This is a genomic window from Streptomyces sp. N50 (assembly GCF_033335955.1).
Classification (GTDB): domain Bacteria; phylum Actinomycetota; class Actinomycetes; order Streptomycetales; family Streptomycetaceae; genus Streptomyces.
On the sequence record NZ_CP137550.1, the window covers coordinates 1,018,249 to 1,041,444 of the forward strand.

Annotated in this window: 17 protein-coding genes; 10 read left to right on the forward strand and 7 right to left on the reverse strand. The window is 70.9% G+C overall.

All coding sequences use genetic code 11. The features are described from left to right. Positions 1-2: 2 nt before the first annotated feature. The gene (locus R2B38_RS49215) at positions 3-1,040 is read right to left on the reverse strand and encodes a LacI family DNA-binding transcriptional regulator (protein ID WP_318022714.1); all 1,038 of its coding nucleotides are present in this window, start codon (positions 1,038-1,040) and stop codon (positions 3-5) included. A gap of 172 nt (positions 1,041-1,212) precedes the next feature. On the opposite strand from R2B38_RS49215, the gene R2B38_RS49220 reads away from it, so the two are divergent. Then, positions 1,213-1,998 (forward strand): TIM barrel protein, encoded by a 786-nt coding sequence (locus tag R2B38_RS49220; RefSeq protein ID WP_318022715.1) that lies wholly within the window; start codon positions 1,213-1,215, stop codon positions 1,996-1,998. 3 nt (positions 1,999-2,001) lie between these two features. Here the strand turns inward: R2B38_RS49220 and R2B38_RS49225 are convergent, their stop codons facing one another. Next, positions 2,002-2,883 (reverse strand): universal stress protein, encoded by an 882-nt coding sequence (locus tag R2B38_RS49225; RefSeq protein WP_318022716.1) that lies wholly within the window; start codon positions 2,881-2,883, stop codon positions 2,002-2,004. Between the two features lie 50 nt (positions 2,884-2,933). Here R2B38_RS49225 and R2B38_RS49230 point away from each other — a divergent pair, with 50 nt between their 5' ends. The 5 genes from R2B38_RS49230 to R2B38_RS49250 all read left to right on the forward strand — a co-directional run bounded on the left by R2B38_RS49230 (position 2,934) and on the right by R2B38_RS49250 (position 9,928). After that, a complete protein-coding gene (locus R2B38_RS49230) occupies positions 2,934-3,287 on the forward strand; it encodes a VOC family protein (protein ID WP_318022717.1) in 354 nt (117 codons plus the stop codon). Positions 3,288-3,407: 120 nt separating this feature from the next. Further along, a complete protein-coding gene (locus tag R2B38_RS49235) occupies positions 3,408-5,084 on the forward strand; it encodes an FAD-dependent oxidoreductase (protein ID WP_318022718.1) in 1,677 nt (558 codons plus the stop codon). After that, a complete protein-coding gene (locus R2B38_RS49240; RefSeq protein ID WP_318022719.1) occupies positions 5,081-6,538 on the forward strand; it encodes an ATP-binding protein in 1,458 nt (485 codons plus the stop codon). Before R2B38_RS49235 ends, R2B38_RS49240 begins: the two co-directional genes overlap by 4 nt. Then, entirely contained in the window at positions 6,535-6,885 is a 351-nt protein-coding gene (locus tag R2B38_RS49245; protein WP_019057071.1) for a UBP-type zinc finger domain-containing protein, read from the forward strand. The genes R2B38_RS49240 and R2B38_RS49245 overlap by 4 nt, the downstream gene beginning before the upstream one ends. Positions 6,886-6,964: 79 nt before the next feature. Next, complete coding sequence (locus R2B38_RS49250) at positions 6,965-9,928, forward strand: helix-turn-helix transcriptional regulator (RefSeq protein WP_318022720.1); 2,964 nt, start codon at positions 6,965-6,967, stop codon at positions 9,926-9,928. A gap of 18 nt (positions 9,929-9,946) precedes the next feature. Here the strand turns inward: R2B38_RS49250 and R2B38_RS49255 are convergent, their stop codons facing one another. Genes R2B38_RS49255 through R2B38_RS49270 form a run of 4 tightly spaced genes read right to left on the reverse strand, consistent with a single transcriptional unit; the run spans position 9,947 to position 16,617 of the window. Then, the gene (locus tag R2B38_RS49255) at positions 9,947-11,197 is read right to left on the reverse strand and encodes an SGNH/GDSL hydrolase family protein (protein ID WP_318022721.1); all 1,251 of its coding nucleotides are present in this window, start codon (positions 11,195-11,197) and stop codon (positions 9,947-9,949) included. Beyond that, positions 11,194-13,569 (reverse strand): glycosyl hydrolase family 95 catalytic domain-containing protein, encoded by a 2,376-nt coding sequence (locus tag R2B38_RS49260; RefSeq protein ID WP_318022722.1) that lies wholly within the window; start codon positions 13,567-13,569, stop codon positions 11,194-11,196. Before R2B38_RS49260 ends, R2B38_RS49255 begins: the two co-directional genes overlap by 4 nt. 20 nt (positions 13,570-13,589) lie before the next feature. Then, the gene (locus tag R2B38_RS49265) at positions 13,590-15,386 is read right to left on the reverse strand and encodes an alpha-galactosidase D (protein WP_318022723.1); all 1,797 of its coding nucleotides are present in this window, start codon (positions 15,384-15,386) and stop codon (positions 13,590-13,592) included. A gap of 58 nt (positions 15,387-15,444) precedes the next feature. Further along, positions 15,445-16,617, reverse strand: coding sequence for an ROK family transcriptional regulator (locus R2B38_RS49270; protein WP_318022724.1), 1,173 nt, complete (start codon positions 16,615-16,617; stop codon positions 15,445-15,447). A gap of 135 nt (positions 16,618-16,752) precedes the next feature. Between R2B38_RS49270 and R2B38_RS49275 the strand changes: the two genes are divergently transcribed. Beyond that, the gene (locus R2B38_RS49275; protein ID WP_318022725.1) at positions 16,753-17,496 is read left to right on the forward strand and encodes a hypothetical protein; all 744 of its coding nucleotides are present in this window, start codon (positions 16,753-16,755) and stop codon (positions 17,494-17,496) included. Between the two features lie 48 nt (positions 17,497-17,544). Here R2B38_RS49275 and R2B38_RS49280 read toward each other — a convergent pair whose 3' ends face one another. Then, a complete protein-coding gene (locus R2B38_RS49280) occupies positions 17,545-19,347 on the reverse strand; it encodes a M4 family metallopeptidase (protein WP_318022726.1) in 1,803 nt (600 codons plus the stop codon). A gap of 307 nt (positions 19,348-19,654) precedes the next feature. On the opposite strand from R2B38_RS49280, the gene R2B38_RS49285 reads away from it, so the two are divergent. From R2B38_RS49285 to R2B38_RS49295, 3 genes are all read left to right on the forward strand, one after another. After that, positions 19,655-20,914, forward strand: coding sequence for a serine hydrolase domain-containing protein (locus tag R2B38_RS49285; protein ID WP_318022727.1), 1,260 nt, complete (start codon positions 19,655-19,657; stop codon positions 20,912-20,914). Between the two features lie 163 nt (positions 20,915-21,077). Further along, positions 21,078-22,445, forward strand: a complete 1,368-nt coding sequence (locus R2B38_RS49290) for a CAP domain-containing protein (RefSeq protein WP_318022728.1) — start codon at positions 21,078-21,080, stop codon at positions 22,443-22,445. Positions 22,446-22,511: 66 nt separating this feature from the next. Then, positions 22,512-23,189, forward strand: a complete 678-nt coding sequence (locus R2B38_RS49295; protein ID WP_033280799.1) for an AIM24 family protein — start codon at positions 22,512-22,514, stop codon at positions 23,187-23,189. Positions 23,190-23,196 lie beyond the last annotated feature (7 nt).

Genomic DNA, 23,196 nt, shown 5'->3' on the forward strand with positions numbered 1-23,196 from the left:
GGTCAGTCCGTGGCGGGCGGGGCCGTCGTGCCGCGGACGACGAGGCGCGGCGGGACCACGCTCTCTCCCTCCGCCACGGCGTCCCCATCCAGGCGGGCGATGGCGCGGCCGACGGCGAGTTCCGCGAGGCGCGGGACGTCCTGGGCGACGGTGGTCAGGTCGATGTGGGCGAGCCGGGAGAGGCTGGTGTCGTCGAAGCCGACCACGGAGATCTCGCCGGGGACGGAGACGCCGGCGCGCAGGAGGGTGTCGAGGACGCCCGTCGCGCAGCGGTCGTTGAAGGCAAGTACCGCGCTGGGCCGGGAGGTTGGGGCATCGGCGAGCAGGGTGCGGGCGCCCCGCGCGCCGTCGTCCTCGGTGGGCCCGCCGGGCAGCACCTGGACGTGGCCGTCGAGGCCGTGGCGGTGCATCGCGGTGCGGTAGCCGCGGCGGCGGTCGGCGGCGCCGGGTGCCTTGCCGCCGTCGATGTGGGCGATGGTCCGGTGGCCGAGCGCGACCAGGTGGTCCACGGCCTGCCGGGCGCCCTCGTCGTCGGCGGTGCGGACGACGTCCACGGCGGGCGGGGCGGGCCGTAGCCGCCGGGCCACGGAAACGACCGGGACCTGGGTCGCGAGCTGCGCGAGGCGGGCGGCCGGGACCTCGGGGCCGAGCAGGACGAGGGCCTCGCACCGGTCGGCGAGCAGTGCCTCCACGGCCTGCCGCTCACCGCGCGAGGGGGCGACCGCGCTCAGGGCGACCTGGTAGCCGGCGGGTTCGGCGGCGGCGTAGATGCGCTCCACCAGGTCTGTGTGGAAGGGGTGGCGCAGGCCGAACTGCACGCCGAGGAGGCGGGAGCGGTTGCTGCGCAGCACTCTGGCCCGGGTGTCGGGCCGGTAGCCGATCTCCTCGGCGGCCTTGAGCACCCGCTCGCGGGTGGTCGCGCTCGCGCCGTAGGCCCCGCGCATCACGATGGAGACCAGCGCGACGGAGACGCCCGCCCGGGCCGCGACATGGGCCAGGGTGGGCCGCTTTCCGTCGGGGACCGCGGGGGTGGTCGGCACGGTGGTCCTTCCGGTCGAGGGGGTGTTCCGTTCCGGGATGGTAGTCGCTCCAAAGATGCTGGTCCGAAGGTACTGCAACGTTCTAGAAACATGCCCGTCGAAACCTTGACACGGGAATGCGGCAATGGCGTACTACTGCCATCTAGAACGTTCTAGAAGAGGGCGAGCAGTCATGTACACGTTGGCGGTCTGTGCCGAGATGGTCTTCCGGGACCTGCCGATCCACGAGCGGGCGCGGCGCATCCACGAGGCCGGTTTCCAGGTCGAGATCTGGGACTGGACCCGGCACGACCTGGACGCGCTCACACGGACCCCGGCCGAGTTCTCGTCGATGACGGGCTACATCCGGGGCAGCCTCACGGACGAGTCGGGCGCCGCCGAACTCCTGCGCACCGCCGAGGAGTCGGTCAAGGCGGCCGATCAACTGGGCTGTCCCCGGCTGAACTTGCACGGCACGGGCCTCGACTCCGAGGGCCTGCCGGTGGTTCCGGTGACGGGTGAGCCCACGGGCGCCATGTGGATCGCCGCCCACCGCACCCTGACCCGCCTCGCCGAGCTGGGCGAGAGCGCCGGGGTCACCTTCACCCTGGAGAACCTGAACGCCGCGGTCGACCACCCGGGCGTCCCGTTCGCGACGGCCGCCGACACCCTGGCCCTGGTCAAGGCGGTGGACCGGCCCGGCCTGCGCATGAACCTGGACCTCTACCACGCGCAGATCGGCGAGGGGAACCTCATCGAACTCGTCCGCAAGGCCAACGAGTTGGACCTGATCGGTGAGATCCAGGTGGCGGACGTCCCCGGCCGTCAGGAGCCCGGCACCGGCGAGATCAACTACCCGGCGATCGCCCGCGCCCTGGCCGACATCGGCTACGACGGCACGGTCGCGATGGAGGCCTGGGCCTCGGACGGCGACAGCGAGCGCGCCCTGGACCGCTTCCGCACCGCGTTCACCGTCTGACCCTCAGGAGGCCTCCGGCGAGGGCACCACGGCCACCGGGCACTCCGCGTGGTGCAGCACCCCGTGCGCGACCGAGCCGATCCGCGCGCCCACCGCCGTACGGTGGGCGCGCCGTCCCACGACCATCAACTGGGCGCGTCCCGCGACCGACAGCAGCACCTGTCCCGCGCTGCCGATCTCCACGTGCTCGACCACGGGCACATCGGGGAAGCGCGTCCGCCACGGCTCCAGCGCCTCGGCCAGGCCCTTCTTCTCGTACGGCTCCAGGCCTCCGGCGTCGTCGAGGAGCTTCATCGAGGCGGGGCTGTAGGCGAACACCGGGGGCAGGGTCCACGCCCGTACCGCACGGACCGTGGCGCCGCGCGCCGCCGCCGTCTCGAAGGCGAAGCCCAGTGCGGCGGCGCTGTCCTCGGGGCTCCCGTGCTGGCCCACGACGATCTCGCGGCCGGCGGCCTCCCCGGCGGCCTCGTCCCCGGCGCGCACGAGCACGACGGGCCGTACGGAATCGGCGATCACCTGCTGGCCGACGGAACCGAGCAGGAAGCCGACGACGGGCCCGTGGCCGCGTGAGCCGAGGACCAGGAGTTCGGCCTCGGCAGCGGCGGCGGTCAGGATGTCGACGGGGTCGCCCTCCAGGACGTCGGTGGTGATGGCCAGACCGGGGTGGCGCTCGGCGACCGTACGGGTGGCCTCGGCCGCCGCGTCCCGCACCCATCGCTCCTGAGTCTCCGCGTCCCCGGCGTCGAGGCCCTGGTGCTCCTCGTACCGCCAGACATGCACGGCCCGCAGCGCCAGCCCCCGCCGTACGGCCTCCCGGCCCGCCCAGGCGAGTGCGGCGAGACTCTCCGCCGATCCGTCGACCCCTGCGGTGATCGGGCGTGTCATTCGGTGGCCTCCCTGTGGTGCCGTCACGTGCGTCGGCCTCAGTCTTCACCATGACCTTGGAGTGGGAGCAGGTAGTGGTGGACTCCGCCGACCCCGTCGCGCTGGGGCGCTGGTGGGCCGAGGCCCTCGGGTGGGTGGTGGTCGGGGAGGCACCGGACGAGTTCGAGATCCGGCCGGAGCCCGAGCGGCTGCCGGGGCTGTTGTTCGTGCCGGTGCCCGAGGGCAAGTCCGTCAAGAACCGGCTGCATCTGGACTTCCGGCCCGACGACCAGGAGGCCGAGGTGATCCGGCTGCTGGCCCTGGGGGCGCGGACCGCGGACGTCGGGCAGGGCGAGGTGTCGTGGGTGACGCTGATGGATCCGGAGGGGAACGAGTTCTGCGTGTTGCGTTCCCGGCGCCCCTGAGGCCCCCGTATCAGGCGTAGCGGAGCGGACCGGGGCGATCGACCATACGATGGTGGGGAGCCGGCGCGGTGACAACGGCGCCGCCGTGCCGTGAAGCCGACCACTCGGGGTGGGAGACGTATGGCACAGGCCGCCGAAGCCGCGCGGACCGTCATCATGACCGTTGACGACGATCCGGGAGTGTCCCGTGCCGTCGCCCGTGACCTGCGACGGCGCTACGGCGAGTCGTACCGGATCGTGCGCGCGGAGTCCGGCGAGTCCGCGCTGGACGCGTTGCGCGAGCTGAAGCTGCGCGGGGATCTCGTGGCCGTGATCCTCGCCGACTACCGCATGCCGCAGATGAACGGCATCGAGTTCCTGGAGCAGGCCCTCGACGTCTATCCGGGCGCGCGCCGGGTGCTGCTGACCGCGTACGCGGACACGGACGCGGCGATCGACGCGATCAACGTCGTGGACCTGGACCACTATCTGCTGAAGCCCTGGGACCCGCCGGAGGAGAAGCTCTACCCGGTCCTGGACGACCTCCTGGAGGCCTGGCGGAACAGCGACTACCGGCCCGTGCCCGCCACGAAGGTGGTCGGGCACCGCTGGTCGGCGCGCTCCTCGGACGTGCGGGAGTTCCTGGCCCGCAACCAGGTGCCGTACCGCTGGTACTCGGCCGACACCCCGGAGGGGCTGCGGCTGCTGTCCGCCGCCGGGCAGGACGGGCAGCGACTGCCGCTCGTCATCACCGCCGAGGGGAACGTGCTGGTCGAGCCGGAGGCGACCGAACTGGCCGCCGAGGTCGGGCTCGCGACCACACCGACCGCCGACTTCTACGACCTCGTCGTCATCGGCGGCGGCCCGGCCGGGCTCGGCGCGGCCGTGTACGGAGCCTCGGAAGGCCTGCGGACCGTGCTCGTCGAGCGGTCGGCCACCGGAGGTCAGGCCGGGCAGAGTTCGCGCATCGAGAACTACCTCGGGTTCCCCGACGGGGTGTCCGGGGCCCAACTCACCGACAGGGCACGGCGGCAGGCCGGAAAGTTCGGCGCCGAGATCCTGACCGCCCGCGAGGTCACGGGACTTGAGGTCAACGGCTCCGCACGCGTCGTACGGTTCGCGGACGGCTCGGCGGTCGCCGCGCACGCCGTGATCCTGGCGACCGGAGTGTCCTACCGGCAGTTGGAGGCGCCCGGCACGCCCGATCTGACGGGCTGCGGGGTCTACTACGGCTCGGCGCTGACCGAGGCCGCGTCCTGCCAGGGGCACGACGTGTACATCGTCGGCGGCGCCAACTCGGCGGGCCAGGCGGCGATGTACCTGTCCCGGGGCGCCAAGTCCGTGACGCTGCTGGTGCGCGGGGGCTCGCTGGCAGCGTCGATGTCGTACTACCTGATCCAGCAGATCAACGAGGCCGAGAACATCTCCGTGCGCACCGGCACCGTCGTCGACGCCGCGCACGGCAGCGACCATCTGGAGCAGCTCACCCTGCGCGACACCGAGAGCGGAAACACCGAACTCGTCGACGCGCAGTGGATGTTCGTGTTCATCGGCGCGGCCCCGCTGACCGACTGGCTGGACGGGTCGGTGCTGCGGGACGAGCGCGGGTTCATCCTGTCCGGGCCGGACCTCACCGCGGACGGGAAGCCGCCCGCGAGCTGGGAGTTGGACCGGGCGCCGTACCACCTGGAGACCAACATTCCCGGCGTGTTCGTGGCGGGCGACGCGCGCGCCGAGTCCGCGAAACGCGTCGCGTCCGCCGTCGGAGAGGGAGCCATGGCCGTGATGCTCGTCCACCGCTACCTGGAGCAGTCATGAGCGGGCAGGTACTGCCGTGCAGCCCGCAGGAGATCGGCACGCTGTTCCTGTTCGAGAAGCTGACTCCGGAGCAGCTCGGCCGGCTGTGCTGCGACGGGCAGGTGGAGCAGTTCGAGGCCGGGCCCGTCTACACCGAGGGGGACCCGGCCACCTGTTTCTACGTCATGATCGAGGGCACCGTCGTGCTGTCGCGGCGGGTCGGCGGCGACGACGTCGAGGTCAGCCGGACCTCTCAACGCGGCGTGTACACCGGCGCGATGCAGGCCTACATCGGCGACCGGGTGCAGCAGGTGTACCTGAACTCGATGCGGGTGACGGAGCCGACGCGGTTCTTCGTGCTGCCCGCCGAGACCTTCGCGGCCATCATGAGCGAGTGGTTCCCGATGGCGGTGCACCTCCTGGAGGGCCTCTTCTTCGGTTCGAAGAGCACCCAGTTGGCGATCAGCCAGCGTGAACGGCTGCTGGCGCTGGGCTCGTTGTCGGCCGGGCTGACGCACGAACTCAACAACCCCGCCGCCGCCGCCGTCCGGGCCACCTCGACGCTGCGCGAGCGGGTGGCGAAGATGCGGCACAAGCTGCGGGTCATCTCCTCCGGCCCGTACTCGCGCGAGGCCCTCGCGAACCTCATCGACATCCAGGAGCGCACGGCCGAACGCGTCGCCAAGGCACCGACGTTGAGCCCCCTGGAGGCCTCGGACCGCGAGGACGCCCTCACGGACTGGCTCGACGACCACGGCATCATGCAGGCCTGGCAGATCGCGCCCACCTTCGTGCAGGCCGGTCTCGACATCGACTGGCTGGACCAGGTCGCCGCGGCCGTGGACGAGGACGTCCTCCAGGCGGCGGTCGGCTGGCTCAGCTACACGGTCGAGACCGAGCTGCTGATGACGGAGATCGAGGACTCCACCACCCGGATCTCGAACCTGGTCGGCGCCGCCAAGCAGTACTCGCAGCTGGACCGCGCGCCCTACCAGGTCGCCGATGTGCACGAACTCCTCGACAGCACCCTGCTGATGCTCGGCGGGAAGACCGGCGACCGGATCAAGGTCGTCAAGGACTACGACCGCACGCTCCCGAAGATCCCGGCCTACCCGGCCGAGCTCAACCAGGTGTGGACCAACCTGATCGACAACGCGGTCTCCGCCATCAACAGCGCAGGCGGGGAAGGGACGTTGACGGTGAAGACGGCTCTGGTGCACGACCAGCTGATGGTCGAGTTCCGTGACACGGGGCCCGGTGTGCCGCAGGAGATCCGTGGCCGTATCTTCGATCCGTTCTTCACCACCAAGCCGGTGGGCGAGGGCACGGGACTCGGTCTGGACATCTCCTGGCGGATCGTCGTCAACAAGCACCACGGCACCCTCCAGGTGGAGTCGGTGCCGGGCGACACCCGCTTCCAGGTCCTGCTCCCGCTCACCGCCGTCGACAACGAGACGCCCGAGGAGTCCGCATGAGCGACATCGCCGGAATCGACCCCAACGTCCCACCGAGCGGGGCGGGTTGCGTGGAGTGCGACGCGGCCGACGGCTGGTGGTTCCATCTCCGGCGGTGCGCGCAGTGCGGTCACGTCGGGTGTTGCGACGACTCCCCCGCCAAGCACGCCACGGCCCACTACCAGTCCACGGGACACCCGTTCATCCAGAGCTACGAACCCGGCGAGGACTGGTTCTGGAACTTCACCACCTCCGAGCTGTACGACTCCGGTCCCGAACTCACCGCCCCGGTGAGCCACCCCAAGGACCAGCCGGTGCCGGGTCCCGCGGGACGCGTTCCGGCGAACTGGGCCGAGACCCTGCGCTGAACCCCGGCCCGCCGGGCGGGGAGCCGTCTCCCGCCCGGTGGCCAGGTGCGTTGTCAGTGGCGCGTGCCAGGATGGGGTCGTGACGTCATCCGTGGCAGCAGCGCCGCTCATCGGCCGGGACGAGGAACTCGCCCGCCTCGCCGGTGTGCTGGAGCGCGCCCGCGCGGGTACGGCGGGGGCGGTGCTGATCGCCGGGGACGCGGGCGTCGGCAAGACACGGGTCCTGGACGAGATCGCGGGGCGGGCCGCGGCCTCCGGGATGACGGTCCTCACCGGGCACTGCGTCGACCTCGGTGACGTCGGTCTGCCGTATCTCCCCTTCACCGAGATCCTCGGTGTCCTGGCCGACGACGAACGCTTCGCCGCCGCTCTGGCCGCGCATCCGGCGGTCGACCGGCTGCTGGGCGCCGGTTCGGACGCGGCCCGTGACGCGGGCGGCCGACTGCGGCTCTTCGAGGGCATCGCCGGACTCCTCGCCGACCTCTCCGACATCGCTCCCCTGCTCCTGGTCCTGGAGGACCTGCACTGGGCCGACCAGTCCTCCCGCGACCTGCTCCGCTTCCTGCTCAGCCGCGGTATCCTCCAGCGCCCGGCGGGCGGCGCGCCCACCCACCGCCTCGCGGTGTTCGCGTCGTACCGCGCGGACGACCTCCACCGCCGCCATCCCCTACGGCCCCTGCTGGCCGAGCTGGTCCGGCTGCCCGCCGTGGAGCGCCTGGAGCTGCGGCCCATGGGGGACGCGGAGGTCGCCCGGCTGGTGCGCGCGCTGCGCACGGGCCCGGTGCCGGACGGCACGGTCCGCCGGATCGTCGAGCGCGCCGAGGGAAACGCCTTCTACGCCGAGGAGTTGCTCGCCGCGAGCGACATGGAAGCGGGCGGGGTGCCGAGCGGTCTGGCCGACGTCCTGCTGATCCGTTTCGAGCAACTCTCCGACACCGCCCAGCAGGTGCTGCGTACCGCGGCCGTCGCCGGGCGCCGGGTCGAGTACGACCTGCTGCGCGACGCGGTCCAACTCCCGGAGGACGAGCTGGAGTCGGCGCTGCGCGAGGCGGTCGAGCGGCAGCTCCTGGTCCCCGGGCACGGTGACACGTACTCCTTCCGGCACGCCCTCGCCCGCGAGGCGGTGTACGCCGACCTCCTCCCCGGCGAGCGCTCCCGGCAGCACGGCGCGTTCGCCCGCCTCCTCGCCGGACGCGGTCACCCGGCCGAGAGCGCGGCGGAGCGCGCCTATCACTATCGCGAGAGCCACGACCTGGCCGAGGCGCTGGCCGCGTCCCTGGAGGCCGCCGACCACGCTCAGCACGTCGGCGCGCCCGCCGAGGAGCTACGGCATCTTGAGACCGTCCTCGATCTGTGGTCGTCGGTGGACCCCGCGGCCCGGCCTTCGGGCGAGGGCATCGGCAGTGTGACCCTCACCCTGCGCGCGTCGGCGGCGGCCGCCCACGCCGGGGACGCGCACCGCGCGGTCTCCCTCACCCGGTCCGCGCTCGCCGGGATCGGCCAGGACGCGGACTCCGAACTGGCCGCCCGGGTGCGCTACACGCTGGCCGGCAATCTGATGGGCGTCGACAGCCTCACGGCCGCGTTCGCGTACAGCAGCGAGGCGTTGGAGATGATCCCCGCCGAACCGCCCTCGCGGACCTGGGTGTGGGCGGCGGCCACCCATGTGCTGGCGGCGCGTCAGGTCGGCGACGACGAGACCGCGCTGCGGATCGCCCGCCAGGCCCTGCGCACCGCCGAGGAACTCCAACTGACCGATGCCCGGGCCGACTTGCTCATCTCGCTGGCCACGCTGGAAAAGGGCGGCCGACGCACCCGGGAGGGCCGGGAGCGGCTCGCGCAGGCACGTGAGCTGGCCCGGGAGGCCGGGCACTCGCCCGTGGAGATGCGCGCCCTGTTCCATCTCGCCATCGGCAGTTTCGAGTCCGGGGACCTGGAGGAGTCGCTGCCCTGGCTCGCCGAGGGTCTTGACCGGGCCCGCCGCGCCGGGCTGCTCTCGTCGCCGTATCCCCTGGAGATGCGCTATCTCCAGCTCCTGGTGCTGTACACGCTGGGCCGCTGGGACGAGTGCGTGAAAGCGGCCGCGACCGACGCGGAAGTGCTGCCGCACGCGGGCGGCTTCACCATGGGACCCGCACTGTATGTGGCGCTGGCGCGCGGTGACTTGGGGGCGGTGGAGCGGGCCCGGGCCCTGCTGGACGGGCCGTTCGACTGGATGGCCTCGATGGTGGCGGCCCTCGTGCTCACCGACGCCGCCGCTGTCCAGGGCGACCCGGAGACGGCCGTCGAGCACCTGCGTACCGCGGTCGCCGCGCTCACCGACGACTCCGGCCGCCGTCCCGACCTCACGGTCCGGCTCGCCGCCCTCGCCCTGGCCGCGGTCGCCGACCGGGCCATCGCGCTCCGGCTGACCGGTGACGAGGCCGGGGTGCGCCGCTGGACGGACACCGCGACGGAACTCGTCGAGCTGGCCCGGTCCGTGGCCGACGCGGGTGGCGAGGCCCGACCGCAGGGGCCGGAAGGACAGGCCTGGCTGGCCCGCGCCGAGGCCGAGTCGACACGGGCGGCCACCGGACCGGACGCGGCGGCCTGGGAGAAGGCGGTGACCGCGTTCGGCTACGGCGATGTCTACGAACGCGCGCGCTGCCAATTCCGGTACGCCGAAGCCCTGTTGGCGGCCGACCGCCGTGATGAGGCGGCCGCCCAGGCCCGCGCGGCACGGGAGACGGCCGCCCGGCTCGGCGCCGCTCCCCTGCTCGCGCGGTTGGACACACTCGTCCGCCGTGGCCGCCTGGGCGACCCGGCACCGGACACCGGGGACCGCCCCTCGCCGCTGACGGCCCGCGAGCGGGACGTGCTGCGGCTGCTGGCACTCGGGCGCAGCAACCGCCAGATCGGCGAGGAGTTGTTCATCACCGGCAAGACGGCGAGCGTCCACGTCTCCAACATCCTCGCGAAGCTGGGCGCCGCGAGCCGTACGGAGGCGGTGGCGATCGCCTATCGCCAGGGGCTGATCACCCCGGAGGCGACGGCGTCCGGCTGAACCTCCTTCGACTGAACCTCACTTCGCGCAGTCGAGGCTCTTGAGGTCGACCGCGTCGGCCATGGCCGCCATCCCCTTGTCGTTGGGGTGGATGTGGTCGCCGCCGTCGAAGAAGGGGAGCATCCTCTCCTGGTCGTAGGGGCTGCGGAGGATGTGGTCGAAGTCGGTGACCGCGTCCAACTCCCCGCTGCTCCTGATGAACTGGTTGACCTCCTGGCGTACCGCCTCACCCGCCGCGTCCCATTCGGGCCAGCCCTTGAACGGTCCGACGGTGGAGCCGACGACACACTTCCCGGCCGCGTGCGCCCGCTCGATGATCTCGCGGTAGCCCGCGATCAGGTCTTGGGCGGTGACCCCGGAGTGGGCCTTGATGTCGTTGACGCCCTCGAAGAGGAACACGGTGCGGACACCGGGCTGCGACAGCACATCGCGCTGCAGGCGGTTCAGGGCGCTCTGCCCGGCGCCGTCGGCGAGGACCTTGTTGCCCGAGATCCCTTCGTTCGCGACGCCCTTGACGGACGTGTCGGCGCGCGCGAGCCGTCGGGCCAGGTAGTCGGGCCAGCGCCGGTTGAGGTCCGACGTGGACGCCCAGCCGTCCGTGATGGAGTCCCCGAGCGTGACCACGGCACCGATGCCCGCGCTCGGCCGCACGGAGACGGCGTCGAGGTAGTACCAGGAGCCCGTGGTGTCCGTCCACGCCGCGGCGCCCTCCTCGCCGGTGTGATCGCCCTGGGTCGCGTACGACGTCTGCATCGCCATGCCGTGGCCGGTCGCCGGGCCCGCCGCGTCCGGGCTGTGGATGCTGACCACGAGGTTGGTCGCGGCGGGCAGCCTGCCGGGGAGCGGATCGCTGTAGGCGACCGCGCCCGCGGGGATCGTGACCGACTTCGCGCCGCCGAAGGTGAGCCGCCGGTTGGAGCCGGGGACGAGCGCGGCACCCGCCTTCTGCACACCGGCATAGACGTCGTCGAAGGTCAGCGGCCGGTCGCCGAAGGCGTTGGAGAGCCGGATCCGCAGATCGGTGCCGGCCACGCTGGTGTGGACGATCAGCCGGTAGCTGCGGTCGGCGACGCCGTCGCCCAGGTGGTCGGCGCTCGATCCCCAGGTGATCACGCCTCTCGGGTCGTTCAAGGCCTTCACCTGTGTCTGTGCCTGTATCCGCGCGTGCGGTTGTGCTTGCGGTTGTGCGTGTGCGGGTCCGGCCTGGAAGGCGGCGGCGAGCAGGATCAGTGCGGCCGTACGGCGCAGTCGTGCCCGTCCGGCGCTCACCGGGCGAAGTCCCTCAACGTGACGGATCCGCCCGGCTTGACGGTCACGGTGCGGGTCTTCCCGCCGTGGGCGACGGTCGTGGTGCGACCGCCGACACTGCGGAGCTTCACCTCGCTGGGCTTGCCGTCCTTCCACCTCAGGTCGACGACGAAGCCACCGCGGGCGCCCGCCCCGGTGAGGGAGCCGGACTCCGCCCAGGCGTCCGGGAGGGCGGGCAGCAGCTCCAGGTAGCCGGGGCGGGAGTACAGGAGCATCTCGGTCACGGCCGCCGGGGTGCCGAAGTTGGCCTCGATCTGGAAGATGCCGCGGCCCGTCTCCACCTCGTAGATGTCGAAGAGGTTGAAGGCGGTGCCGTTGGTGCCGTTCTCCGACGGGCGGAGGTTGTTGACGACCAACTGGTAGGCGTTCTCGGCGTTCTTGAGGCGCGCCCAGCACAGGCTGCGCCAGGCGTTGGCCCAGCCGAAGCTGTTCATGCCGCGCGCGGTGAGCAGGGCGGTGGCGCCGTCGACGATGTCCTTCGGGGTCGAGCCGTCGGGGCGGATGCGGTCGCCGGGGAACAGGTTGATCAGCGGGGACAGGTGGCGGTGGGTGGTCTCGCCGAGGTTGTCGGGAGACATCCACTCCTCCAGCCAGCCGGACTTCGGGCTCACCACGGGCAGGTAGAGACGCCTGCGCAGACCGGAGACGGTGTTCGCGTACCCGCTGTCCCGCTTCAACTCCGCCGAAGCCGCCGCGTAGTTGCCGAAGAGGGTCCACACCACTTCCTGGGCGTAGGTGTTGCCCCTGCCGTCCTGCGGACCCTGCTCGGGCGACCAGTCGTGGTCCGCGACCAGTACCTCCTTGCCGTTGTCCAGGGTGGTGGTGACCAGCCGTGCCTCCCAGAACTCGCAGGCGCCCTTGAGGAGGGGGTAGATCTTCTCCAGGTGGGTGCGGGAGTGCGTGAACTCGTAGTGTTCCCAAAGGCTGTTGCACAGCCAGGCGTTGCCCGCCGGGTGCCACCACCAGCCAAGCCCGCCATAGGGGTTGGTGGAGAAGGCGACGGTCCAGCCGGCGACCTTTCCGCTGGTGTTGCGGAAGCGGTTGCGGGAGTCCTGGAACAGCCTGCCGGTCAGCTCGGTCCAGTCCTTCACCTGGGTGACGCAGTAGTCGGTGAACGCGTCGAAGCACGAGGACAGGCCCACCCGGTCGGCCATCCAGTAGTTCATCTGGATGTTGATGTCGGTGTGGTAATCGCCCATCCAGTCCGGGTCGTTGCCGTCCAGCCACACCCCCTGGAGGCCCATCGGCAGGCTGCCGCGCGATGAGCCGACCATGAGGTAGCGGCCGAACTGCACGTAGGCGGCCTCGAGTTCGGGGTCGGGTTCGCCGCTCGTGGCGCGCAGCTGGATGCGCTCCCAGGTGTCGAGCGCACGCTGCTCGGCGGTCGACTCGCCGAGCGAGAGGCCGAACGTCCCGAACGCCGCGCGGTGGTCGGCGACATGGGTGCGCAGCAGGGTGTCGGCCGAGTGCCCGGCGGCGGCGCGGACCTTGGCGCGGGCGAGCTTCTGCGGGTCGGCCTTGGGGTCGCGGTAGCCGTGGGCGGGGTCCGGCGCGTAGTTGGTGCCGCCGCTGACCACGACGGTCAGGTCCTTGCAGCCGGAGAAGGTGATGTTCGCACCGCTGACCGTGACCTTGCCGCCGCTGCCGTAGGCGGTGACGGCGGCCCCGTACTTCAGGCCGTTGGCGAACGCGGCACCGAAGGAGGTAGCGGCGGCCTCCCCGTGCGTCCCCTCCAATGTGATCGTGCCGGTGTAGCGTCCACCGCCGTTCTGGCTGAAGTGAAGGACGATCGCGTCGTCGGGACGGCTGGAGAAGATCTCCCGCCGGTACGTCACCCCCGAGCGGACGTACGAGGCTCCCACCACGCCCCGGTCGAGGTCGAGGGTGCGGCGGTAGCCGGAGACGGCACCCAGGTCATGGTCGGGGATGTCGACCGTGAGCTTGGCGAGCAGGGTCAGGGACCCGAAGTCGGCGCGGCCGTAAGGGAATTGACCATCGGAGTCGAGCGTGTCGTTCAGGCCGCCGGTCCACATCGTGGCGTCGGTGACGAGGAGGACCTCGTGGCCCGAGTCGTTGCTCGCGAGGGCGCCGAGGCGGCCGTTGCCGACGGGCAGGCCCTGTTCGATCATCGAGGTGTCGCCGGCGGGGGCCTGCCACCACAGCGTGTTGAGCGAACCGCCGCTGCCGTAGGCCGAGTTGTCGTCGGCCGAGGCGTCGGGGCGCTGCGGTGCGGCGGAGGCGGTGAAGGTCGGGAGGGCGGCCAGGGCGCCGGTCGCGGTGGCGAGGGCGAGCAGGTCGCGTCTGGGCAGCAGGGGGGACGGTTCGGGGTTCATTGCGGCTCCTGGTGGCTCGGTCAGGCCGTGGTGGGGACGTCGATGCGGTCGATGTCCGGCGCGTAGCCCGACCCGCTGTCGAAGGTGATCGTGTTGGCGCCCGCCTTCAGGCTCACCGGCACGTAGACCGTCCCGACCGTCCCCCAGTCGCCGGTGGACGGAAACTTGTGGCTGGTGGCGGCGTTGCCGTTGGACGAGACGCTCGCCGAGCGGGAGTCGCCGCTGACGTAGGCGATCTTCACCTGGTAGGTGCCGGCCTTGGCGACGACGACGTTGTTGACGGTGAGCTTGCCGCCGACGTAGAGGTTGCCGACCTTCTTGCCGCCGGAGCAGGCGGAGCAGTCGGCGACGACGGCGTTGCCGGACAGGGTGTTCGTCGTGGCCTCGGCCTCGTAGGCGGTCGTGGTGACGGCGCTGCCGTGCGGGGTGACGGTGAAGAGGCGGGAGCCGTGGGCGGGCAGGGCTTCGGTGACCTTGCTGGTGAAGGTGCCGAGGTCCTCGTGGTTCCAGAGGTCACGGACGGCGGCCTTGCCGGTGAAGCCGAGGGTCGTCCAGTTCGCGGAGACGGCGGCGGGGGCGTCGGCGAGGTTGAACAGGGCGACGGTGTATGTGCCGTTGGGGTTCTTCGCGGCCCACACCTGCTGGGAGTCCGACGGGGTGACCGGGCGCGCGGGCGGTGCGTCGCTCTGGTCGACGCCGATGACCTCGCGGTTGGTGAGCAGCGAGAGGCCGTAGTCGTCGAGGCGGGTGAGGTCGTCACCGGTGAACAGCGGGGACTTGGCGACGGCCCAGAGGGTCGCGTAGCTCTGCCGCTCCGCCTTCGTCAGGCCGTCCATCGCGCCGCTGCCGACGTCGAGGGAGTCGAGGTCGTTCCAGCCGCCGGGGCCTGCCTGACCGGTCCACGCGGGGGTGTCGTCCCAGCGGTCGTCGACCGAATTCTCCCAGCTGACAAGGGTGTTGCAGTAGCACTCGACGTCGGTGTCGATGCGCCAGCCGTTGGAGTACTTCTTCCAGTCGGCGGCGTGTCCGTAGTCCAGGGACCAGGACAGTTCGAGGTGGATCGGGCGCCCGATGGCGGTGATGGCCTTGTTCCAGGCGGCGACATCGGCAACGTTGTCGTACTGGTCGCCGCTCTTTCCGGACCCCGGACCGACACCGTCGAGCTTGAGGAAGTCGTAGCCCCAGTCCGCGATCAACTGGGCTTGCGAATCAATGTACTTCTGGGTGCAGGGCCGCGAGAAGTCGAGCTTGTACGAGCTGTCCCAGCCGTTCGTGGTGCGCAGGTCGCTGTAGACGATGTCCGCGGTGGTGCAGCCGTCGGCGTTCCAGATCGGCGTCTTGCCGTCGTTGTACGCCTCCTTCTCCAGGCCCGCCGGCAGATAGATGCCGGCCTTGAGGCCCTTCGAGTGGATGCGGTCGGCGACGGCCTTCATCCCGCTGGGGAATCGCTTCGGGTCGGCCTTCTGGCGGCCGTACTGGTCGTACTCCGGCGTCCAGTCGTTCGCGCGCCACCAACCGGCGTCGATATTCACGTAGTTGTAGCCGTACTTCTTCAACTTCGAGGCCAGCGCGTCCGTCTGCTTGTTGACGTTCGCCTCGGTCAGGTAGCTGTAGTCGCCGTCCGGGTTGAGGCCCGGGTACTTGGACGACTGCATGCTCCAACTCGACCAGCCCATATAGGGCTTGGCGGCTACGGCCGGGGCCGGGTCCGCCGTGGGGGTGGCCGCCTGCGCGGCGGGGAGGTAGGTGGCGAAGCCTGCGGTGAGGGCCAGGACCACCATGGCTCTCAGGGCGCGGACGGGCGTGACGGAGTACATCGTCGGGCTCCTCGTGCGGGTAGGAGTGTGGCGGGGGGCGAGTAGGTGCGTGGGCGGGCTAGTCGGCGGCTCGGATGAAGGACTGGATCGCGGTGGCGGCGGCCCCGCGCGCCCATTCGTCGAAGGGCAGGGGACGGGTGTGTACGTCGCAGCGGGCGGCGGAGCCGAAAGCGGCGGCGGCGAAGGAGTCGCGGATCTGCTCGGCGAACAGGTCGTAGGCGGCCAGGCCCTCGCCGGAGATGATCACGCGTTCGGGGCCGAACAGGTTGACCACGGTCGCGATGCCTCGGCCGATGGCCTCACCGGCCCGCGCGTACACCTGGCGCGCTCCGGCGTCGCCCCGGTGGGCGAGGGCCAACGCCTCGGCGGTGTCGGCGACTTGGACGCCGGTGACCTCGCGGATACGCGCGACGATCGCGGCGTCCCCGGCGATCGCCTCGACGCAGCCGTGGTTGCCGCAGTGGCACAGGGGCCCGGCGGGGTCGACGACCACGTGCCCGATCTCCCCGGCCACCCCGTGGGCGCCCGCGACGACCTGCCCGTGCACGACGAGTCCGCAGCCGATGCCCGCGCCGACGGTCACCACGGCGAAGTCCGTGAGGCCCGCGCCGGCGCCGAACCACTGCTCGGCGACGGTCAGCGCCCGCACGTCGTTGTCGACGGTGACCGGCAACCCCGTTGTCATGGCGGCCAGTTCGGCCAGGCGTACGTCACGCCACTCCAGGAACGGCGAGTAGCGGACGACCCCCTCGCCCCGGTCCACGTCACCGGAGACCGCGAGGCCGAGTCCGAGCACCTGGATGCCCAAGTCGTCCGCCTCGGTGCGGAGTTCCTGGGCCAGGTCCGCGATCGACGACAGCACGGCCTTGGGGTCGCGGTCGGTCAGCGGCACATGGCGGGCGACCCGGATCCGGCAGCACAGGTCGGCGAGGACGCCGATGATCTCGTCGCCGGTGACCTTGACCCCGATGAACAACGCCCGTCCGCCGTCGACCCGGACGAGGTTCGCGGGCCGCCCGAGTGCCGGGGGCGCGTCCTGGTCGGCACCCTCCGCCAGATACCCGGCCTCCATCAGCGGCCGGACCGCCTTGGTCACGGCGGCCGCCGACAGCCCCGCCCGGCGGGCCACCTCAAGTCGGGTGAGGGGGCCGTGGGACAGCACGGTCGTGAAGACCTGTGAGACGGCCGGCGTGTGTGCCGGGAACGACTCGGTACGGGGGATCGAGCGCATGGCGGGAACCTAGATCCCTTCTTTTCCGTCGTCAATAAAAGAAGCAGGATTTGTCGAAGTGAAGTTGTGAGCCGCCTGAGCGGAGCTGATGCCTGCCGAGGTCGCGTTGTCAGTGCCGGGCGGCACAATCGCCGTATGACGACGATCGATTGGTCCGGACTGACCCACGCGTACGGCAGCGCCGAGGACATCCCGGGCCTGTTCGCGCGCCTCGGCGGCACCGAGGACGACGCCGTGTGGCAGGAGTTGTGGGGCTCGCTGTGCCACCAGGGTTCGGTGTACGACGCGAGCTGGGCGGCGCTGCCCGTGCTCACCGACATCGCGCTGGGCCGGGCGCCGGGCGGGGCGATACAGGCGGTGACCATGGCCGGGCTGATCACCACGGACCCGGACGAGGAGTGCCGGGCGCGGTACGCGGGCGAGATAGCCCAACTGCTCACTGTGGCAAGGGAGTTGCGCGCCGACCCGGGGCAGGACGCGCACACTTTCGTCTATCTCCAGATGGCCGTGCTCGCCTTCGAGGGCGACGGCGGGGTGTGGGCCGAGGCACTGGAGCGGATCAACGCCGAGGAGTACGACCTGGAGTGCCCCGGGTGCGAGGAGGAACTGTTCGTCGCGTTCGGCTCCTACGGCGTCTTCACCTCGGCCGGCGACTATGTGACCGGCACCGACAAGGAGGCCACGGAGGGTCGGACCGAGCTCGTACCGGCCACACCCGACGCGCTCGACGGCATCGGGGCGCGACTGCACGGCGAGGCGGTCGAGTTCGGGCAGACGGAGGTCGCGCAGGCGTTGAGGTATGTGTTCGGGAAGGCGAGTTGCCCGTCCTGTGAGGCCGGGTTCACCGTGTCCGAGGAGGTCGAGAAGCAGTGGATATGAGGCCGTGCCTCCGGGTGCCCCGCTCGCGGCAGGGCACCCGGACGGTCATCAGTGCCTGGCGGCAGGGGTGTTGGCGACCGTGACGTTCACGGCGGCCCAGGCCTGGTCGACGGTCTTGTACGCCGTGCTGTTCGCGCCGTAGAGGTCCGCCGCCGCCTTCAGTGTCGCGATGCGCGCGTCGTGGAAGTCGGTGGTGGACACCATGTAGCGGGTGAGCGCGCGGTAGAAGATCGCCGTGGCCTTGGTGCGTCCGATGCCGGTGACCGTGGACCCGTCGTAGGTGGGCGAGTCGTAGGTGAAACCGCCGATCGTCTTGCTGCCGCTGCCCTCCGCGAGGAGGTAGTAGGCGTGCGAGGAGACTCCGGAGCCGGCGTGCACCTCGGCGTCGTACACCTGCGGCGACCAGTAGTCGATCGTGCCCTCCAGCTTGTCCAGGGAGGGGTGGTCGAGGCGGCGCAGGAACTTCTGGGCGAGGCCGAGCTTCTCGCCGATCAGGTAGTTCGGCGGGTTCTTGGCGTTGTTGGCGCTGAACTCGACGTTGGAGCCGAAGATGTCCGCGAGCGACTCGTTCAGCGAACCCGCCTCGCCGTACTGGTTGCCGTCCGCGTCGACGCGCGTGGGCTCCAGCTTGGCGGTGGCGTCCACGACACCGTGGGTGAGTTCGTGGCCGGTGACGTCGAGGACGACGAGCGGCTTCTTGAACATGTCCCCGTCGCCGTCGCCGTAGAGCATGCAGCCGCAGGTGGAGTCCCAGAACGCGTTGGCCACCTTGTTGCCGAAGTGGACCATGCCGCGGGCGGCCTTGCCGTTGTTGGCTATGCCCTTGCGGCCGAAGGTCTTCTTGTAGAAGTCCAGGGTCTTGGTGATGCCGTACTGGGCGTCGACGGCGGCGCTGTCGCGGTGTGAAACCGCGCCGTTGCCCCACTTGTCGGTGGTGCTGGTGAACTTCTTGCCCTGCGCGAAGTTCTCCAGCTCCTTCCCCTTGGCGTCGCGGGTCTCGGTGCCCCAGCGGGTCGGGTCCTTGAGGAGGTAACTGGTGCGCGCCGTGCGGGTGGTGGTCAGCGGCACCTTGCCGACGAAGAGGGAGGTGCCGGTGCCCGAGGCGGTGACCGGGTAGTGGACCGCGCGGCTCGCGGCGGCCGCCGTGAGGGACTTCGGCGCTACGGCGGTACCGGTGGCGGGGTCCAGGGTCTCGCCGCGCTCGCGCAGAGTGTCGAGCAGCTTGGGCGAGAGGAACTCATCACTGTCGGGGGTGTTGCTGCGGACCTTGCCGGTGACGGCGTCGACGACGACCGTGCGGGTGCCGGTGGCCTCGGCGGTGCTGCTGTCGCTGACGGGTATCTGGTAGGCCAGGGCGGCTCCCCCGTCCCTGGCGTCCACCACGAGCTGAGCGGTGCCCGCGTCACCCTTGGCGACGGCGGCGGCCTTCGCCTCGGCCTGACCGGCCGTCAGCTTGGCCTGTGTGGTCGCGGGCTTGATGATCTGCTCGGCCGCCCGGGTGACGCCGGTGTAGGCCAGCTTGTGGTTCAGATGGACGACGAGGTCGCCGCCAAGGACCGGCATGCCCTGGTGGGTGCGCATGAAGCGCACGTGCCGCGCGCCCTCGGGGTCGATCAGCACGTCCTGGGCCCGGAGTTCATCGCCCCGTGTGACACCGGTCGCCGACGCGTGCGCGAACGCGGCGGCCCGCGCGGCCGTGACGACGGACGCGGCGCTGGTGCCGGTCTCGGTAGAGGCCGTCGCATGATCCGCCCCCGTGGCCGGTCCCGCGAAGGCCGTGCCGGCCAGCCCCGTGGCGGCCGTCGTCACCGCGACGGCGATCGCCAGGCCGCGTATGTGGGGTCCACGCATGAAAGAGGGCTCCTCCGTACGAAGACGGCCGGGATCACCAACCGCCTTGAGACAGGGCGCGGTTGAAGGCGCCCACGGGGCTGGTCGGGCCCCGAACCGAAACCCTCACGCATCCACCATGTACATGTAAAGCCGAAATGAACGGTTTTCGAACCTTTCATGGCAATACTTGGCAAATCCGCATCGCTCAGTGATCAGTGAATGACCAACTGTGCGCCAGCTGTGGAGATGTGACGGGGCGCGACAAGGTTGCCTCGCCCGACTGTGATCGATCTCGCATACCGAGAAAGAAACGGGAGAGAACCGGATGGTCTCAAGAACGGTGCGCAGGGCCACGGCGTCGGCGGCGGCACTGCTGACGCTCACGGCGGTACCGGCACATGCCGCGACCCACGAGTCGGACACCACGAGAACCAGCAGCGAAGCCGCACTTCCCGCCCCCGACATGGCGGGCCTCCGTGCCGTCCTGCGCACGCTGACGGCGCAGGGCGCCCCCGGGGCGATCGCCCGCATCGACGACCACGGCACCGTCCACACCGCCGCCGCGGGCATCGACGACCGCACGACCCGCCGGGCCATCGGCAACGCCGACCGCTTCCGCATCGGCAGCATCACCAAGTCGTTCTCGGCCGTCGTCCTGCTCCAACTGGCCGACGCGCACAAGCTGAACCTGGACGCCTCGGTCGACCGCTACCTGCCCGGACTCCTGCCCGACAAGCGCATCACCGTCCGCCACGTCCTGAGCCACCGCAGCGGTCTCTACGACTACACGAACTCCATGTTCGCCAACTCGGTCTCCGGCTTCGAGGCCGTACGCGACAAGGTCTTCACCTACCGCCAGCTGGTGCAGCTGTCCCTGAAGCACGCGCGCACCAACGCGCCGGGCGCCGCCTACTCGTACTCCAACACCAACTTCGTCGTCGCCGGGATGCTCATCGAGAAGCTGACGGGCCACTCCGTGGGCACCGAGTACCGCGATCGCGTCATCAAACCGCTCAAGCTGCGCGACACCTTCTACGTCCACCCGGCCAAGAAGATCCCGGGCCGATACGCCCACGGCTACCTCACCCCGGACCGCGCGGGCGCACAACTCGTCGACGCCACCGACCAGACCGTCTCCTGGGCGCAGAGCGCCGGCGCGGTCATCTCCACCACCCACGACCTGAACACCTTCTTCTCCGCCCTGCTCGGCGGCAGGCTCACCTCCGCCGCGCAGCTCGCGCAGATGGAACGGTGGACCCCGGTCAACAGCACCACCCGGTACGGTCTCGGACTGCGGCGCCGCGATCTGTCCTGCGGTGTCTCGGTGTACGGCCACACCGGCGCGGTCCAGGGTTTCTACACCTACTCCTTCACCTCGAAGGACGGCCGCCGCAGCCTCACCGCGCTGGCCAACACCTCCAACAACGGCACGGTCCTGAACACGATGGCCCGGACGCTGGAATCGGCGTTCTGCGGCAAGCGGACGAAGGCGATCCAGAGCACGCCGCTCACAGGCCGAGGCTCCTACGTCACCGAACGGAACATGGCCTACGAGGACATCGCGCCGGGGGTCGCACGCGACTGAGGACGCGGTGAAGGTGGGGGCGGGCCGCATCGCCCTCCAGCCCCCACCTCCTCATGCGGGAACCCTTGCGCCCTGGCAGGACGTTGAGTGGAGGACGAAGTCCCCCACCGGAAAGTCTCCATGGGGAAGTCCCCCACCGGGCACGAACAGCAAGGGCGGTGCCATGAACGAGCTGGTGCCGGGCGGCAATCTGCCCCTTCCGGGCGGCGCCCTCACCCTGCGGGTGCCCGGACCCTTCGACGTCTCGGCACTGATCACCGACGAGAGCGGCAAGGTCGGCGGCGACGCGGACTTCGTGTTCTACAACCAGCCGACGGCACCCGGAGCGCGGTTGCGGGACGACACCCTGACCATCGACCCGGCCCGCCTACGCGCCGGCGCCGCACGGGTCACCGTCGTCATCAGTCCCGCCGACCCCGGCGCCCCCTTGGGCCGCCTGCCCGCACCGACCCTCCACGTGACCAACACCGGCGGCCAGCCCGTCACCCGCTTCACCCCACCCCGCCCCCAGCGGGAAACCGTCCTGCTCCTCGCCGAGTTGTACCGGCGCGGCACCGGCTGGAAGGTGCGTGCACTGGGGCAGGGGTACGCCGACGGACTCGCGGGGATCGCGCGGGACTTCGGCGTGGACCTCGTCGAGGACGCGACGCCTGCTCCTGCTCCTGCTCCTGCTCCTGTGCGATCGGCGCCCGCACCCGCACCCCGGTCGACACACTCAACCCGCCCCCATGTCGGCTCGACCTCCCCGACAACCGACCCCACCGGCTTCCTCGGCCTCGCCAACTCGGCCCGCGCCAACGCCGGTTCACCACCCGTCGCCCTCGACCCCCGCCTCACCTCCGCGGCACAAGCCCACGCCTCCGGCATGGCCGCCGCCGGACACCTCAGCACCGAGAGCCGTGACGGCACCTCGGTGTACCAGCGGGTCAGCCAGGCCGGTTACGCCTACCTCACCATCGGCGAGCACCTGGTCTCCGGGCCGCGCACCCCCGCCGAGTTCGTCGACTACTGCCTGCGCACCGAGAAGGCCCGACAGACGCTGCTGGAGCGGGACTTCACGCACGCGGGCATCGCCCAGGCCGTCGACCCCCGCTCCGGTGACGTCTACTGGACGGCGTTGTGGGCGACGCCGCTCATCGCGGCCGACCTGGCCCGCACGGCGGCGGAAGTCGTCGAGTTGACCAACGCGGAGCGCGCCAGGGCCGGGCTGCCCGCACTCGCCGTAGACCCACTGCTCACCTCCGCCGCGCAGGCGCACAGCACGGACATGGTGGCCCGCGCCTTCTACTCGCACACCTCCCCCGACGGCTCGCAGCCCTGGGACCGGGCCGCCGCCGCGGGGTCGCGCCGGCGCACGATCGGCGAGAACATCGCCTGTGGTCAGCGGTCGGCAGCCGAGGTCGTCGAGGGCTGGATGAACAGCCCCGGCCATCGCGCCAACATCCTCAAGCCGGACTTCACCCACATAGGCATCGGCTTCGCAGGCGGCGGACAGAACGGGACGTACTGGACGCAGCTCTTCGGTGCCTGACCTCGCGGGACGATCAACCTGTCCTCGATCTTGGCGGAATGAGATCTTCCGGGTCAGGATGCCCGCATGAAGGGTGATCTGTTTTCCAGTGAGCACATGGTGCAGCCGGCCACCGCGCCGGGCATGACCGTCGAGAATGCCAAGTGCATCAGGTACGCGGTCAACGGCGAGATGCTCGCCCGCCAGGGGGCGATGATCGCCTACCGCGGCAATCTCCAGTTCGAGCGCAAGGGCCAGGGCGTGGGCGGCATGCTCAAGCGCGCGGTCACCGGTGAGGGTCTGCCGTTGATGGCGGTGCGCGGCCAGGGCGAGGCGTGGTTCGCGCACGAGGCGCAGAACTGTTTCGTGGTCGAGATCGACCCCGGTGACGAGTTCACCGTCAACGGCCGCAACGTACTGTGTTTCGACGCCTCGTTGTCGTACGCGATCAAGACGGTGAAGGGCTCCGGCATCGCGGGCGGCGGTCTCTTCAACAGCGTCTTCACCGGGCAGGGCAAGCTGGGCCTGGTCTGCGAGGGCAACCCGCTGGTCATACCCATCTCACCGCAGTACCCGGTGTACGTCGATACGGACGCGGTGGTCGGCTGGTCGGCCCACCTCCAGACCTCGCTGCACCGTTCGCAGTCCATCGGCTCGATGCTGCGCGGCGGTTCTGGCGAGGCCGTCCAACTCATGCTTCAGGGCGAGGGGTTCGTCGTCGTACGGCCCAGCGAGGAGACGCCGCAGAAGGCGCAGCAGCACTGAGTACTGA

What these genes read in the sequence shown, in the direction of transcription:
- R2B38_RS49220 (WP_318022715.1), top strand. Translation starts at nt 1,213, where the DNA reads ATGTACACGTTGGCGGTCTGTGCCGAGATGGTCTTCCGGGACCTGCCG.
- R2B38_RS49225 (WP_318022716.1), bottom strand. Translation starts at nt 2,883, where the DNA reads ATGACACGCCCGATCACCGCAGGGGTCGACGGATCGGCGGAGAGTCTC.
- R2B38_RS49230 (WP_318022717.1), top strand. Translation starts at nt 2,934, where the DNA reads ATGACCTTGGAGTGGGAGCAGGTAGTGGTGGACTCCGCCGACCCCGTC.
- R2B38_RS49235 (WP_318022718.1), top strand. Translation starts at nt 3,408, where the DNA reads ATGGCACAGGCCGCCGAAGCCGCGCGGACCGTCATCATGACCGTTGAC.
- R2B38_RS49240 (WP_318022719.1), top strand. Translation starts at nt 5,081, where the DNA reads ATGAGCGGGCAGGTACTGCCGTGCAGCCCGCAGGAGATCGGCACGCTG.
- R2B38_RS49245 (WP_019057071.1), top strand. Translation starts at nt 6,535, where the DNA reads ATGAGCGACATCGCCGGAATCGACCCCAACGTCCCACCGAGCGGGGCG.
- R2B38_RS49260 (WP_318022722.1), bottom strand. Translation starts at nt 13,569, where the DNA reads ATGAACCCCGAACCGTCCCCCCTGCTGCCCAGACGCGACCTGCTCGCC.
- R2B38_RS49265 (WP_318022723.1), bottom strand. Translation starts at nt 15,386, where the DNA reads ATGTACTCCGTCACGCCCGTCCGCGCCCTGAGAGCCATGGTGGTCCTG.
- R2B38_RS49270 (WP_318022724.1), bottom strand. Translation starts at nt 16,617, where the DNA reads ATGCGCTCGATCCCCCGTACCGAGTCGTTCCCGGCACACACGCCGGCC.
- R2B38_RS49275 (WP_318022725.1), top strand. Translation starts at nt 16,753, where the DNA reads ATGACGACGATCGATTGGTCCGGACTGACCCACGCGTACGGCAGCGCC.
- R2B38_RS49280 (WP_318022726.1), bottom strand. Translation starts at nt 19,347, where the DNA reads ATGCGTGGACCCCACATACGCGGCCTGGCGATCGCCGTCGCGGTGACG.
- R2B38_RS49285 (WP_318022727.1), top strand. Translation starts at nt 19,655, where the DNA reads ATGGTCTCAAGAACGGTGCGCAGGGCCACGGCGTCGGCGGCGGCACTG.
- R2B38_RS49290 (WP_318022728.1), top strand. Translation starts at nt 21,078, where the DNA reads ATGAACGAGCTGGTGCCGGGCGGCAATCTGCCCCTTCCGGGCGGCGCC.
- R2B38_RS49295 (WP_033280799.1), top strand. Translation starts at nt 22,512, where the DNA reads ATGAAGGGTGATCTGTTTTCCAGTGAGCACATGGTGCAGCCGGCCACC.